Consider the following 13,793-nt stretch of genomic DNA (forward strand, 5'->3'; position numbering starts at 1 on the left):
TACCCCGTATGCGGACCGCAACCGCAGGGTACGGACGGTGGGTCAGGTGGGACTGCCGGGGAACGGGACGGTCAGTGGGGTCAGGCCCGCGCTGCGCCGCCACCGGGTGGCCCGCACCGCGCAGTCGGTCAACGCGTTGAGCGCCCGGGTGCGGTCCGCGCCGGTGGTGACCGGCAGCGCCACCCGCCAGAACGCCGCGGTGCGCTCCTCCACCTGCACCGCCAGCCGCAGCGCGGTGGCCCGGTCGGTGACCGGGAACGGCAGCGCGTAGCCGGCCTGGTCGGCCGGCACCGTCCCCCCTGCCGCGCTGAGCTGGAGCACGAGCGCGTCGCGCCGGGACCGGTGGGCCGCCTCGGCGGCACGGGCCGCCCGCCGGTCGGCGTCGGTGAGGTGCACCCCGATCGGGCCGTAGGCGTAGATCGCGGCGTATTCGGCTGTCAACGCCCCGGCGAGCGCGTCGCCGGGGGTGGCGGGGGCGGTGGAACGGCTCACTTCAGCGCCTCCAGGTGGGTGGCGCGGGCGGCGGTGATCGCGCCGAGCAGGGCGGCCCGGTCGCCAGGCGCGTCGGCACAGGCCTTCGCCGCGTTGTCCCGGCCGCGCTGCTCGGCCGTCCGCAGCGCGGCCAGCACGGCGGCGCGGTCACCGCCGGCGGTGGACGGGCCGGGCGAGGCCGCGGCGGAGGGTTCGGGACGGCCGATCACCCGACGCAGCTCCTCGGCGTGCGCGGCGTGCGCGTCGGCGATCGGGGTGAGCCGGTCGGCCAGCCCGGGATCGGCGGCGATCGCGGCCCGGTGCCGGTCGGCCAGCGACCGGGCCTCCGCCGCGAGGGGTTCCAGCGGGTCGGGCGGTGGGGCCGGGTCGTCGCGGTCGAGAAGACCGCAACCGGTCAGCGGTACGGCGGCGACGCCGGCCGCCAGGAGCGCGCCGGCCCGCAGCACGGTACGCCGGGACTGCCCCGTTGCGTCGTGGTGCGTCGTTGTTCTGCCCGTGGCCACCGGACAAGTCAACACCATGCCCGCCGTCCGCCGGGCGACCGCCGTCGGTGCGCCGCCGGGGCCGCCGTACCGACGGCGCGTTACGCTCTGCGCAGCCACCGGTGCTGCCGCCCCGGTGGCGTCCCGGCGTGCCGGTCCGACGACCGCCGCCGACCAGGAGAAGGGTGCCCAGATGACGCAGCGTGGCCGTGCCACCAGGCCGACGGCGCCGGCGGGACGCTCCCGCCGCACCGACGGTCCCCGGGGCGGCGACCGTGCCGGCGCATCCCGGGGTGACCTGGCCGCCCGTCGTGACCGGTTGCGCGCGGTGATCGAGCCGGTGGTCGCCGGGGCGGGCTACGACCTGGAGGACGTCTCGGTCTCCCGGGCCGGCCGCCGGCACGTGGTCCGGGTGATCGTGGACGCCGACGGCGGGATCAACCTGGACGCGGTCGCGGTCGTCTCGCGGGCGGTCTCGGCGGCGCTGGACGCGGCCGAGGAGTCCGGCGGGGACATCGTGGCGGGGGAGTACCAGTTGGAGGTCAGCTCCCCGGGGGTGGACCGCCCGCTGACCCTGCCCCGGCACTGGCGGCGCAACGCCGGCCGGCTGGTGAAGGTGACCGTACGGGCCGGGGAGCCCGCCGTGGACCGGCAGGTCACCGGGCGGGTGACGACGGCCGACGACGAGCGCGTGGTGCTGGAGACCGAGTCCGGTCCGGTGGAGCACCGCTACGCCGAGCTGGGCCCCGGCCGGGTGCAGGTCGAGTTCCACCGCCTCGACGAGATCGACGAGGCGGACGAGGTCGGCGACGACACCGACGAAGATGACGACGATGATGTGGAGGACGAGGAGAGGTGAACATCGACCTCGCGGCGCTGCGCGCACTGGAGCGCGAGCGGGAGATCCCGTTCGACACGATCCTCGCGGCGATCGAGACCGCGTTGCTGACCGCCTACCGGCACACCGACGGCGCCGAGTCGCACGCCCGGGTGGAGATCGACCGTAAGAACGGCGCCGCCCTGGTCTACGCCCAGGAGCTGGACGACGACGGCAGCGTGGTGCGGGAGTGGGACGACACCCCGCACGACTTCGGTCGGATCGCGGCGATGACCGCCAAGCAGGTGATCCTCCAGCGGCTGCGGGAGGCCACCGACGAGGTGCACTTCGGCGAGTACGTCGGCCGCGACGGTGACCTGGTCACCGGCGTGGTGCAGGCGCACGAGGCGCGCAGCGAGAAGGGCATCGTCAGCGTCGACCTGGGCAAGCTGGAGGGCGTCCTGCCGCAGTCCGAGCAGGTGCCCGGCGAGCGGTACACCCACGGCGAGCGGATCCGCTGCGTGGTGGTGCACGTGACCAAGGGGATGCGCGGGCCGCAGATCACCCTGTCCCGCTCGCACCCGGCGCTGGTGAAGAAGCTCTTCGCGCTGGAGGTGCCGGAGATCGCCGACGGCACCGTGGAGATCGGGGCGATCGCCCGTGAGGCAGGTCACCGCACCAAGATCGCCGTCCGGTCCACCGTGCAGGGCGTCAACGCCAAGGGCGCCTGCATCGGGCCGATGGGCCAGCGGGTCCGCGCGGTGATGAGCGAGCTGCACGGCGAGAAGATCGACATCATCGACTGGTCGGACGACCCGGCGACGTTCGTCGGCAACGCGCTCTCGCCGGCCAAGGCGCTGCGGGTCGAGGTGGTCGACCTGGCCACCCGTACGGCCCGGGTGACCGTCCCGGACTTCCAGCTCTCCCTGGCGATCGGGCGGGAGGGGCAGAATGCCCGGCTTGCCGCCCGATTGACCGGTTGGCGGATCGACATCCGGTCCGACGCGGAGCAGCCGGGCGCCGGCGGTCGGGGTGGAGGCGAGCACGTCCCGGAGCCGGGCGGAGCGATCTCGGCCGGCTAGGGGTAGACTTCTTCCAGTGGTACGACGCGCGCATCCGGAGCGCACCTGTGTGGGTTGCCGGAAACGTGCGCCGGCCAGCGAACTGCTGCGGATCGTCGCGGTCGGTGACGAGGATGGTCACAGTCTCCGGCCTGATCCGAGCCGCAGTCTGCCGGGTCGGGGAGCGAACATGCACCCGGATCCGGCCTGCTTCGCGCTGGCGGTGCGGCGTCGCGCCTTCGGGCGGGCGCTGCGACTCACCGGGGTCCCCGATCACGGTGCCGTCGCGGAGCACGTCGATGCGCCAACCACTACGTCCGGTCAACCCGATCGGGCGAGGGTCGCTAGCAAGGTAGGACGACCGACATGAGCACACGATGAAGTCCCTGAAATGACCAGGCTTCAAGTGCAGGAGTGAGGTCGCTGCGGGTGCTGCCCGCACGACCTCGGAGTGAGGAGTGCAGTGGCAGGTAAGGCCCGCGTACACGAGCTTGCCAAGGAGCTCGGGGTCGAAAGCAAGACAGTGCTCGCCAAGCTGAAGGAAATGGGCGAGTTCGTGAAGTCCGCGTCCAGCACCGTCGAGGCGCCCGTCGCCCGGCGACTGCGTGGCGCATTCGTCGCGTCCGCCGGTGGTTCGTCGGCACCGTCCGCTCCGGCGGCGGCCCCGAGCCCGGCACCGACCCCGACGCCGCCCCCGACCCCGGGTGCCCCCCGGGTCTCGGCCCGACCGATGCCGCCCCGGCGGCCGGCCGCGCCGACCCCTGGACCGAAGCCCAAGGGCCCGGTCCCCGGCCCGCCGCAGCCGGTGACCCCGGTCGCCAAGCCGGCGAGCGCACATGACATCGAGGTGGCCGCCGCCGAGGCGCGCGCCGCCGCGTTGAAGGCCGAGCAGGAGGCGGCGGTCAAGGCCGCCCAGGCCGCTCGGCAGCAGCAGCGGGACAACGTCCGGCGGGAGCCGCCCACCGAGGGTGGCCCGCGTCCGGGTCCGCGTCCCGGCCCGAACGCCGTACCGCCGCGTCCGGGCACCCCGGCCGCCGGTCGGCCCGGTGGTCCCCCGGCGGGCCCGGGTGCCCGGCCCGGTGGTCGTCCCCCGGCGCGCGGCGCCGGTAACAACCCGTTCGGCATCCAGGGTGGCCAGCAGCAGCGGCCCCCGGCGGCCGGCGGCGGCGGTCCCCGGCCGAGCCCGGCCGGCATGCCCCCGCGGCCGAGCCCGGCGTCGATGCCGCCACGGCCCAGCCCGGCCTCGATGCCGAGCCAGCGGCCCACCACCGGTCGCCCCGGCGGTCCCGGTGGCGGTCGTGGTGGCCCCGGTGGCGGCGCCGGTCGTCCCGGTGGCGGTGGCGGTGGCTTCCGTCCCGGTGGTGGCGGCGGTGGTGGCTTCCGTGGCGGTCCCGGTGGCGGCGGTGGCGCCGGCGGCGGTGGCTACCGTGGTGGCCCCGGTGGCGGCGGTGGCGCTCCCGGCGGTGGTTTCCGTCCGGGTGCCCCGGCCGGTGGCGGTGGTCGTCCCGGTGGTGGCGGTCGTGGCCGTGGCGGCGGCGCCGCGGGTGCCTTCGGGCGTCCGGGTGGCCGGCCGACCCGTGGTCGCAAGTCCAAGAAGCAGCGCAGACAGGAGTTCGACAACCTGTCGGCCCCGACCATGAGCTCGGGCGCGCCCCGGGGTCAGGGTCAGGTCGTCAGGCTCTCCCGTGGCGCCTCGCTGTCGGACTTCGCCGACAAGATCAACGCCAACCCGGGTTCGCTGGTCCAGGAGATGTTCAACCTGGGCGAGATGGTCACCGCGACCCAGTCCTGCTCCGACGAGACCCTGCTGCTGCTCGGTGAGCACCTCGGTTTCGACGTGCAGATCGTCAGCCCGGAGGACGAGGACCGCGAGCTGCTCGCGCAGTTCAACATCGACCTCGACGCCGAGGTCGCGGAGGACCGCCTGGTCAGCCGTGCGCCGGTGGTGACCGTCATGGGTCACGTCGACCACGGTAAGACCAAGCTGCTCGACGCGATCCGCAAGGCGAACGTGGTGGCCGGCGAGGCGGGTGGCATCACCCAGCACATCGGCGCGTACCAGGTCCACGTCCCGCACGAGGGCGAGGACCGCGCGGTGACCTTCATCGACACCCCGGGTCACGAGGCGTTCACCGCCATGCGTGCCCGTGGTGCGCAGGTCACCGACATCGTGGTGCTGGTGGTGGCGGCCGACGACGGCGTCATGCCGCAGACGATCGAGGCGCTCAACCACGCCAAGGCGGCCGACGTGCCGATCGTGGTCGCGGTCAACAAGGTCGACAAGCCGGAGGCGAACCCCGACAAGGTCCGCCAGCAGCTGACCGAGTACGGCCTGGTCGCCGAGGAGTACGGCGGCGACACCATGTTCGTCAACGTGGCGGCCAAGCCGGGCATCGGCATCGACGAGCTGCTGGAGGCGGTCCTGCTGACCGCCGACGCGTCGCTGGAGCTGACCGCTCCGATCGACGGGCCGGCGCAGGGTGTGGCCATCGAGGCGCACCTGGACAAGGGCCGCGGTGCGGTGGCGACGGTGCTGGTGCAGAAGGGCACCCTGCGGGCGGGCGACTCGATCGTCGCCGGTGGGGCGCACGGCCGGGTCCGCGCCATGCTCGACGAGAACGGCAACCAGGTCGCCGAGGCCGGTCCGGCCCGTCCGGTCCTGGTGCTCGGTCTGACCGCGGTGCCGGGTGCGGGTGACACCTTCCTGGCCGCCGAGGACGACCGCACGGTGCGGCAGATCGCCGAGCAGCGGCAGGCACGACGGCGGGCGGCGTCCTTCGCCAACTCCCGCGGCCGGGCCACCCTCGAAACGCTCATGGAGCAGCTCAAGGAGGGCGAGAAGACCTCGCTCAACCTGGTGCTCAAGGGCGACGTCTCCGGTTCCGTGGAGGCCCTCGAGGACGCGCTGTTCAACCTCGACATCCCCGAGGAGGTCCAGCTCAGGATCATCCACCGGGGCGTGGGTGCGATCACCGAGAGCGACGTCATGCTCGCGAGCGCCTCGTCCGAGGCGGTCACGATCATCGGCTTCAACGTGCGGGCCGCCAACAAGGTCCGCGAGATCGCCGACCGCGAGGGCGTGGAGATCCGGTACTACACCGTCATCTACCAGGCCATCGAGGAGATCGACGCCGCGCTCAAGGGGCTGCTCAAGCCGGAGTACGAGGAGGTCGAGCTGGGCACCGCGGAGATCCGCGACGTCTTCCGCTCGTCCAAGATCGGCAACATCTCCGGTTGCATCGTCCGGTCCGGCATCATCCGCCGCAACGCCAAGGCGCGGCTGCTGCGGGACGGGGCGGTCGTGGCGGACAACCTCACGATCAGCTCGCTCAAGCGGTTCAAGGACGACGCGACGGAGGTCCGCGAAGGCTTCGAGTGTGGTCTGACTCTGGGCGGTTTCAACAACGTCCAGGTCGGCGACACCATCGAGACCTTCGAGATGCGGGAGAAGCCGCGCGCCTGATCCGAGGCTGACAACAGTGCTCAAGGGGTTTACGCCACCCGGCGTAAACCCCTTGAGCATGTCCGGGCCGCTTCCGTAACGTCCGTGGCGATGTATACCGGAACCGCACTCTTCGACCTGCTCCTGCCGGGCGACTCCCGCTCTCTCAAGGCGAAGCGCTCCTACGTCCGGCCCATCGTGGCGGCGCTGCGCCGGTTCGAGGTGTCGGCCGCCGAGGTGGGCGCGCTCGACCTGCACGGGCGGGCCGAGATCGGGGTGGCCGTGGTGGCCGCCGAGGCGACCCACGTCCGCGACGTGCTCGACTCCTGCGAGCGCCTGGTCGCCGCCCGCCCCGAGATCGATCTCCTCTCCGTCCGCCGCCACCTCCACACCCCCGAAGACTGACCCACCCCACCCACCCCACCCACCCCACGCACCCCATCCGCCCACCTCCTGTTCGCATTGATCAAGAGGTTCGCGTCAGCTTCGATCTTCAGGTTGACGCAAACCTCTTGATCGATTGACGCAAACTTCTTGATCACCGGGGCGGGGCGGGGCGGGGCGAGACAGGGCGGGAAGTGGGGGTGGGTGGGAGAGGCGGGAGTGCGGGGTGGGGGCGGGCGGGTGGGGGTGGCGCGCGGGTAGTGTTCGAGGTGTTGGGTGGTTGGCCCGGTGACGTTCGCGTCGCCGCTCCGGCCGCGGAAGGAACGCCCTGGAGGTGGGGGACATGACTGATCCGGCCAAGGTTCGCCGGCACGCCGAGCGGATTCGCGAACTGGTCGCCTCGGTGGTGCGGAGCCAGATCAAGGACCCCCGGCTCGGGATGATCACCATCACCGACGCCCGGATCACCGCCGACCTGCGCGACGCCACCGTCTTCTACACCGTCCTCGGTGACGCGGCGGCACAGGCCAGCACCGCCGCCGCGCTGGAGAGCGCCAAGGGCATGCTGCGCAGCACCGTCGGCAAGGCCCTCGGGCTGCGTCACTCGCCCTCGCTGACCTTCGTCCTCGACGACGTGCAGGACCAGGTCAAGCAGATCGACGACCTGCTCGCCCAGGCCCGGCACGCCGACGCCGAGGTGCAGCGGCTGGCCGCCCAGGCCAAGTACGCGGGCGATGCCCAGCCGTACCGCGTCGACGACGAGGACGACGAGGCCGACGACGACGCCACCACCGACACGTCCGCCACGGACCGGCGGTGACGGCCGCCCCGGGCACGACCGACCAGCTCCGCACCGGGTCGCCGTCCGCCGGCCCCGGCGAGGACGACTGGGCCGCCGCCGTCGCAGCGGTACGTGGCCTGCCGGCCGATGCCCGGGTGCTGCTGATCTGTCACGTCAACCCGGACGGCGACGCGCTGGGCAGCATGCTCGGCTTCGGGCTGGGGCTGCGCCGGCTCGGCGTACGCCGGTTGCAGGCCACCTTCCCGGGGCCGCCCGGGGTGCCGGAGCCGTTCCGCTGGCTGCCGGGGCTCGACCTGCTGGTGCCGGCGGCCGAGGCGTACCCGGATCCGGATCTGGTGGTCTGTTTCGACGCCGCGAGCGAGTCGCGGCTCGGTGACCTGGTCGACCGGCTCGACACCGCCGGCACCTCGATCGTCCTCGACCACCACGCCTCGAACACCGGCTTCGGCGCGGTGCATCTGGTCGATCCGACGGCGGCGGCGACCTCGGTCGTCGCCGAGCAGTTGCTCTCCCGGCTCGACGTGCCGCTGGACGCCGAGATCGCGACGGGTCTCTACGTCGCGTTGACCACGGACACCGGCTCGTTCCGGTTCGCGGCCACCACCCCCGAGGTGCACCGGCTCGCCGCCCGGCTGCTCGCCACCGGCCTGCACCCCGGGGACATCTCCCGCCAGGTCTTCGACACCCGGCCGTTCGGCGCGGTCCGGCTCTTCGGCGAGGTGCTGGGCCGGGCCCGGCTCGAACCGGAGGCCGCCGCCGGCCACGGCCTGGTCTGGACCGACGCCACCCTCGACGACCTGGCCCGGCACGACCAGCAACCGTACGTGCTGGAGTCGCTTATCGACTCGGTCCGTTGCACCGCCGAGGCGGACGTCGCGTGCGTGCTCAAGCAGGTCGGGCCGGCCGAGTGGGCGGTGTCGATGCGCAGCAAGGGTGCCGTCGACGTCAGCGCGGTGGCGGTGGCACTGGGTGGCGGAGGTCACCGCTTCGCCGCCGGTTTCACCGGATCGGGCGACGCCGAGCAGGTCATCGCCCTCATCAGGGCGGAGTTGGCCGGTGCGCTGACCGGTGGCCCCGCCGACGCCGACGGGTGTCGGTCTTCCCGCACACGGTGACCCCGGGGAGAATCGGACGATGGAGCAGCCGCACGAGATCGCCGTGGACGTCTCCCGCGCCTGGGACAGGCCGGTGGTCACCGTGCCGGTGCTGGCCTGCCTCTCCCTGGTCGGTGGGCAGTTCCCGTCGTTCTCGGCACAGGCCAACATCTGGACGCTGGGCACCGGCGGCGCGCTGATCTGGCTCGGCCTCGGCAACCGGGTGCAGCGTCGGCCGGCACCGCGCCGGCTGGGCCGGGGCACCGTCTGGTGGCTGCTCCCGGCCGCGCTCTTCGGGGTGCTCGAAGGGGCCACCTTCGTCATGGCGGTCGGCGACGAGTTCCCCACCTTCTCCCGCCTGGCCGATCCGCTGCTGGAGGACGACCTGGTCCGTTCGGCGGCCTGGTTCGCCTGGCTGGCCGCGTTCTGGGGGCTGGTGCGGCGATGATGCGCACGCTCGCCATCAGCGGCTTCCTCGCCTCACTGGTGCTCTTCGCGGCAGTGGAGTGGGCCGCCCGCCGGGAAGGTTCCCGGATTCCGTCACTGGGCGACGTCTGCGCCTACGTCATGCGGTACGAGGTCGGTCCGGTGCCGGTCGGCCGGATCGGCGTGTTCGGGTTCTGGTGGTGGCTCGGCTGGCACTTCCTGGCCCGCTGACCGCTTCCACCGTCGGTTGACCTTCCACCGTCGGTGACCGGCCGCTCCCGTCCGGTCGGGAGCCGCGACGCTTGCCTGCCCGGCCGCCCGCTCCGATTCTCCCAGCCCGTGCGGGTGCGCTCCGCCCGGCTCGGTTCGGGCCGCCGGTCTCGCACCTCCGTCCGGTCCGACCGCTCGCAGCTCGTCCTACACCGGTCCGGCCTGATCGGCGTGGCTTCCCCGTTCCCGACGTGCCCCGGTCGTCAGAGGCGTCACGTGCGCTCCTTCCTGGTACGGGAACTGCGGGCCGGCCTGGCGGGGTGGTGTGTGGTGCGGGCGTTCGTGCCGGGCAGCGGTTTCGGGTGTGCTCGGGGTGTCTGCCGGTCCGTCCAGATGACGGGAAGAGTGGGCAGCATGTGGAAAGTAAACGTTAACTTGGGAGAGGCCGACGTCGCGCCGCGACGCAGGTCGCGGGCGGTGGTGCCACACCCGGTGCCGCCTCCCTCCAGGGTCTGACCGACCCGGGCTCACGCTGCCAGGCGAGCCGCTCCGGTGATCCCGGGCCGCCTTCCCGGCGCTCAGCAGGACCGCCCGTCCGGGCCACCTGTTCGGTGGTCCGCACCCTGGAAGGACACCGCCATGGCGACCAAGCCCAAGACCGAGACCACCGACGAGGCCCGCGAGCAGATGCGCCGTGCGCTGCAGACCTCGATGGACACCCGCCAGTGACCCTGCCGCACCGGCGATGACCCCGCTGCCTGGCTGAGTTCCGACTCAGCCTGGCTCCGGTTGTCGTGCTCAGTCCGGCCCCGTCCGGCCCGTTTCCAGTCGTCCCACCGGACCCGGCACGGACCGACCTCCCGGCGCTGGCCGGGCTCCGTGCCCCAGGTGCGGTCCGGTCGTAGCGCCTGCTCCGGGCCGTCCCACCCTGGCATCGGCCAGGCCCGGTCCGGCACCGGTGTATCTCAGCTTGACCCCGACCGGCCGCGATCCCGCCCTCGGCCGCGATCCTGTCGTCGGGCACGGGCAGTGGCTACTCGGCTGCCTGGCCGGACCTAGCCGGCCGCCCGTCCGGTCCACCCCGGCTGCGCCCAGCCCGACCGTCCCCGGCTCCGGCCGCGTTCAGCGCGGTCGGAGCGGGCCGGGCCGAGCCGCGTTCAACCGGCCCGACGGGGACGAGGGTCGCTCGTTCCGATCAGCCCCGGCCGTGTCAGTCGGCTCGCCCCAGCCCCAGCCCCGGCTGTGTCAGCCCCGGCTGTGTCAGCCCCGGCCGCCCCAGCCCCGGCTGTGTCAGCCCCGGCCGCCCCAGCCCCGGCTGTGTCAGCCCCGGCCGCCCCAGCCCCGGCCGTGTCAGCCGGGCTCGCCCCAGGCACGCCCAGTCGGGCCCGGCCCGGTCGGCCTCGGCCTTCCTCAGCCGGCTTGCCCCAGCCTGCCCGGCCCGGTCGGCTCGGCGCGGCGGCCCACCCCGGCCCGGTCGGCTCGGCCTGCCTCGGCGTGCCGGTGGACCCGTCGTTCAGGCCGGACCGGGCGCACCCCGCCCCGCCGAATCCGTCCGGCCGGCTCGGCCGAAGCACCCCGCCTCGCCCACTCCGCCCCCCGCGCGCACCCGTCCCGTGCGGTCGCGTCCCTCGCCGGGCCGGTTCTGCAGGCCCTCGCTCGGTAAGTGATGCCAAGGCTTGCGTTCCTTACGGCAGGCGTGCCAGGATCGGCGGCGATGAGCCAGTCCACCGCCACCGCCACCGCGCTCGCCTCGCCGCGCCGGATCGCCGCGCTCGCCCTGCCCGCCCTGGTGGTGCTCGCCGCCGAACCGCTCTACGTGCTGGTCGACACCGCCGTCGTGGGGCACCTGGGCCGGGTGCCGCTGGCCGCGCTCGCCGTCGGTGGCACGGTGCTGACGCTCACCGCCTGGCTCGGCACCGTGCTGGCGTACGGCATCACGGGGCGGGCGGCCCGCCGGTTCGGTGCCGGTGACCGGGCTGCGGCGCTGGCCGAGGGCGTCCAGGCGTCCTGGCTGGCGTTCGGGGTGGGCGTGCTGGTGGCCGTCGGCATGCAGTTCGGCGGTGACGCGCTGGCGCGTACCCTCGCCGGTGGTGGTGGCGAGGTGGCCGACACCGCCGGTCAGTGGCTGCGGATCGCGGCCCTCGGCGCGCCCGGCCTGCTGCTGGCCGCCGCCGGCAACGGCTGGCTGCGCGGCATCCAGGACACCCGCCGCCCGCTGCTGTTCGTGCTCGGGCCGAACCTGCTCTCCGCGTTGCTCTGCCCCCTGCTGGTCTACCCCGCCGGACTCGGCGTGACCGGTTCGGCGGTGGCGAACGCGATCGCCCAGACCGTCTCGGGTGCGCTGTTCGTGGGGGCGTTGCTGCGGGAGCGGGTGGGCGTGCGGCCCCGGCCGGCGCTGATCCGCCAGCAGTTGGTGCTCAGCCGGGACCTGCTCATCCGGGGGCTCGCCTTCCAGGCCAGCTTCCTGTCCGCCACCGCCGTCGCCGCCCGGTTCGGCGCCGCCGCCGTGGGCGCCCACCAGATCGCGCTGCAACTGTGGTTCTTCACCGCGCTGCTGCTCGACGCGTTGGCGATCGCCGCGCAGGCGTTGATCGGCGCGACACTGGGCGCGGGCGACGCCGCCGGGGCGCGCGCCCTGGCCCGCCGGTTCGCGCTGCTCGGCGGCGTGTGCGGAGTGGCCTTCGCGGTGCTGATCGCCGCCGGGGCCGGCGTCGTGCCGTCCCTGTTCAGCTCCGATCCCGAGGTACGCGAGCAGGCGATGGTGGCGTGGCCCTGGTTCGTCGCGATGCAGCCGTTCGCCGGGGTGGTGTTCGCCCTCGACGGTGTGCTCATCGGTGCCGGCGACATCCGCTACCTGCGCAACCTGACCGTGGTCGCGGCGGTCGGCGGCTTCCTGCCGGCGATCTGGCTCTCCTACGCGTTCGACCTCGGTCTGGGTGGCATCTGGGCCGGGCTCACCCTGCTCGTGGTGATCCGGCTCGTCGGCGTGCTGCTGCGACTGCGGTCCGGCAGGTGGGCGGTGGTCGGCGCGGTGCGCTGACGGCCGTGCTGCGACGGTTTCCGGCCGGAGCACCGCGATCGCCGGTCAGCACTCCTCGCCGTCGCCGGCCCGCCAGCTCTCGTCGTAGACGTCGCCGGTCGGGGCCGGCGCGGTCCGACGACGCAGCGGTTCGGCCTCGGCCAGCGCCAGGAAACCCCGCCGCATCGCCGGGCAGTCGGCGTTCTGCAGGGTGATCCGGGCCGAGTCGAGCCAGAGACCACGCCCGGCCGGGCCGACGTCGTCCGGGTACGGCACCAGCCACACCACCTCGTCGCGCAGGGTGACCAGCTCCGCGCCCGGCCGGTACGCCTGGGGACGCCACAGGTCGAACGGGTAGGCCCAGACGAACCGGGTGGTGACCTCCAACGCCCGTACCCCGCTGGCGGCGGTGGTGGACCGGTACGTGATGGTGCCCCGGCCACGCACCTGCTCGTCGCGGTCCAGCCCCGGGTCGGCGCGGTCGGCGATCCGGCTGGCGAAGCCGAGGCTGATGCCGGAGGCCAGGTCCCGACGGACGGAGTCGCGGTTCTGCGGGGCGAGCACGGCGAGGAACCCTTCCGGATCGCCGTCCAGCATCCGGGGTTCCACCCGCCCCTCGACCAGTGCCCGACGGACCCGCGCCAGCGCGTCGGTGACCTGCTCGGCGGTGAACGGCCCGGTCCGGTGGGCGGCGGGCGGCACGACGGCCGCCGCGCCCTCGGCGTACGCCTCGGCCGGGGTGGCGACGAACGGGCCGAGACTGTTGCCGCTGGCGTCGGTCGGCCGGGGAGCGGCCGGCGACGCGCCACCGGGGCGGGGGCGCAGCGGTGTGCCGTCGTGCGCCCGTTGGACGAAACGGAACCCGCCCAGGGCGAGCCCGCCGACCAGCACCAGCACCAGCAGGACGCCCACCGCGCCGAGCAGCGTGCCGCCGTACCGACCCCAACGCAGCCGGAGCCGTTCCGAGCGGGTCAACTCGTGCTCCACCTCGGGTTCCCGCATCCAGGACGGAATCCGGACCGGCTCGTCCGCGGTGGCGACCGCCGCTCTGTCGGGGGGTGGGTCAGTGGGTGTCGGGTCGTGGGTCACGCGGTGTTCCCTGGGTCGGACGGGAAGGGGCGCATGATCCTCGCACCCGGGCGGTCGCGGCGCCGTCCCGTCCGGGGTCACGGACGAGGACTGGCCCGGGGTGGGGGTCACGCGCTCAGAGGGTGCCGGCGCGCATCCGGGCGAACAGGTAGAGCGCGCCGCCGACCAGCAGGCTGGCCAGCGTCGCCACCAGCACGAACGAGACGATCCCGGCGACGACCGGGTGACGTTCGCTGAATCGGCTGCGGTCGCGCCACCGCCAGAGCGACAGCCGGGCCCGGCGGAGCGTCGGCACGGCCTCGACCAGCTCGGACAACCGCCGGCCGAGGGTACGACGGGGCGGCTCCGGGTGACGCATCCACTCGGGGAGTTCGACCCGGGCACGGTGTTCGGGCGGGGACGGCGTGGTCATGCTGCTCCTGATGGGTGACGGAGGGCTCGTGGCGCGACGGTCATTGTGCCGTGCGGTGGCGGG

14 protein-coding genes are annotated in these 13,793 nt (G+C 74.0%); 10 read left to right on the top strand and 4 right to left on the bottom strand.

The features are described 5' to 3' along the window. Positions 1–42 precede the first annotated feature (42 nt). Both ACN261_RS16510 and ACN261_RS16515 read right to left on the bottom strand, forming a co-directional pair. Positions 43–492 (bottom strand): ferritin-like domain-containing protein, encoded by a 450-nt coding sequence (locus ACN261_RS16510; protein ID WP_425850940.1) that lies wholly within the window; start codon positions 490–492, stop codon positions 43–45. Continuing rightward, entirely contained in the window at positions 489–995 is a 507-nt protein-coding gene (locus ACN261_RS16515; RefSeq protein ID WP_421486227.1) for a hypothetical protein, read from the bottom strand. The genes ACN261_RS16510 and ACN261_RS16515 overlap by 4 nt, the downstream gene beginning before the upstream one ends. A gap of 172 nt (positions 996–1,167) precedes the next feature. On the opposite strand from ACN261_RS16515, the gene rimP reads away from it, so the two are divergent. The 10 genes from rimP (at position 1,168) to ACN261_RS16565 (ending at position 12,250) form a co-directional block, all read left to right on the top strand. Continuing rightward, the gene (rimP, locus tag ACN261_RS16520; RefSeq protein WP_421486228.1) at positions 1,168–1,833 is read left to right on the top strand and encodes a ribosome maturation factor RimP; all 666 of its coding nucleotides are present in this window, start codon (positions 1,168–1,170) and stop codon (positions 1,831–1,833) included. After that, a complete protein-coding gene (nusA, locus tag ACN261_RS16525) occupies positions 1,830–2,873 on the top strand; it encodes a transcription termination factor NusA (protein ID WP_204923884.1) in 1,044 nt (347 codons plus the stop codon). The genes rimP and nusA overlap by 4 nt, the downstream gene beginning before the upstream one ends. Before the next feature lie 16 nt (positions 2,874–2,889). Then, positions 2,890–3,222, top strand: a complete 333-nt coding sequence (locus ACN261_RS16530) for a YlxR family protein (protein WP_088647723.1) — start codon at positions 2,890–2,892, stop codon at positions 3,220–3,222. 93 nt (positions 3,223–3,315) lie between these two features. Beyond that, positions 3,316–6,315, top strand: a complete 3,000-nt coding sequence (gene infB / locus ACN261_RS16535) for a translation initiation factor IF-2 (RefSeq protein ID WP_302741389.1) — start codon at positions 3,316–3,318, stop codon at positions 6,313–6,315. A gap of 90 nt (positions 6,316–6,405) precedes the next feature. Next, entirely contained in the window at positions 6,406–6,699 is a 294-nt protein-coding gene (locus tag ACN261_RS16540) for a DUF503 domain-containing protein (protein ID WP_088647721.1), read from the top strand. Positions 6,700–7,021: 322 nt separating this feature from the next. Next, positions 7,022–7,498, top strand: a complete 477-nt coding sequence (gene rbfA, locus ACN261_RS16545) for a 30S ribosome-binding factor RbfA (RefSeq protein WP_421486230.1) — start codon at positions 7,022–7,024, stop codon at positions 7,496–7,498. Next, positions 7,495–8,595 carry a DHH family phosphoesterase gene (locus ACN261_RS16550; protein ID WP_421486231.1) on the top strand — a complete coding sequence of 367 codons (1,101 nt, stop codon included), beginning with the start codon at positions 7,495–7,497 and terminating at the stop codon, positions 8,593–8,595. The genes rbfA and ACN261_RS16550 overlap by 4 nt, the downstream gene beginning before the upstream one ends. Before the next feature lie 19 nt (positions 8,596–8,614). Beyond that, positions 8,615–9,022, top strand: a complete 408-nt coding sequence (locus ACN261_RS16555; protein WP_421486233.1) for a hypothetical protein — start codon at positions 8,615–8,617, stop codon at positions 9,020–9,022. After that, positions 9,022–9,231, top strand: coding sequence for a DUF6186 family protein (locus ACN261_RS16560; protein ID WP_194822111.1), 210 nt, complete (start codon positions 9,022–9,024; stop codon positions 9,229–9,231). The genes ACN261_RS16555 and ACN261_RS16560 overlap by 1 nt, the downstream gene beginning before the upstream one ends. A gap of 1,693 nt (positions 9,232–10,924) precedes the next feature. Then, the gene (locus ACN261_RS16565; RefSeq protein WP_421486234.1) at positions 10,925–12,250 is read left to right on the top strand and encodes an MATE family efflux transporter; all 1,326 of its coding nucleotides are present in this window, start codon (positions 10,925–10,927) and stop codon (positions 12,248–12,250) included. A gap of 45 nt (positions 12,251–12,295) precedes the next feature. Here ACN261_RS16565 and ACN261_RS16570 read toward each other — a convergent pair whose 3' ends face one another. Continuing rightward, positions 12,296–13,318, bottom strand: coding sequence for a hypothetical protein (locus tag ACN261_RS16570; RefSeq protein WP_421486235.1), 1,023 nt, complete (start codon positions 13,316–13,318; stop codon positions 12,296–12,298). Between the two features lie 115 nt (positions 13,319–13,433). Beyond that, positions 13,434–13,730 (bottom strand): hypothetical protein, encoded by a 297-nt coding sequence (locus tag ACN261_RS16575; RefSeq protein ID WP_421486237.1) that lies wholly within the window; start codon positions 13,728–13,730, stop codon positions 13,434–13,436. Between the last annotated feature and the right edge of the window lie 63 nt (positions 13,731–13,793).

Source organism: Micromonospora sp. WMMD723, assembly GCF_049863385.1.
GTDB lineage: Bacteria > Actinomycetota > Actinomycetes > Mycobacteriales > Micromonosporaceae > Micromonospora > Micromonospora wenchangensis.

Coding starts and splice junctions, on each gene's coding strand:
- rimP (WP_421486228.1), top strand. CDS start 1,168: ATGACGCAGCGTGGCCGTGCCACCAGGCCGACGGCGCCGGCGGGACGC.
- ACN261_RS16540 (WP_088647721.1), top strand. CDS start 6,406: ATGTATACCGGAACCGCACTCTTCGACCTGCTCCTGCCGGGCGACTCC.
- rbfA (WP_421486230.1), top strand. CDS start 7,022: ATGACTGATCCGGCCAAGGTTCGCCGGCACGCCGAGCGGATTCGCGAA.
- ACN261_RS16555 (WP_421486233.1), top strand. CDS start 8,615: ATGGAGCAGCCGCACGAGATCGCCGTGGACGTCTCCCGCGCCTGGGAC.
- ACN261_RS16560 (WP_194822111.1), top strand. CDS start 9,022: ATGCGCACGCTCGCCATCAGCGGCTTCCTCGCCTCACTGGTGCTCTTC.
- ACN261_RS16565 (WP_421486234.1), top strand. CDS start 10,925: ATGAGCCAGTCCACCGCCACCGCCACCGCGCTCGCCTCGCCGCGCCGG.
- ACN261_RS16575 (WP_421486237.1), bottom strand. CDS start 13,730: ATGACCACGCCGTCCCCGCCCGAACACCGTGCCCGGGTCGAACTCCCC.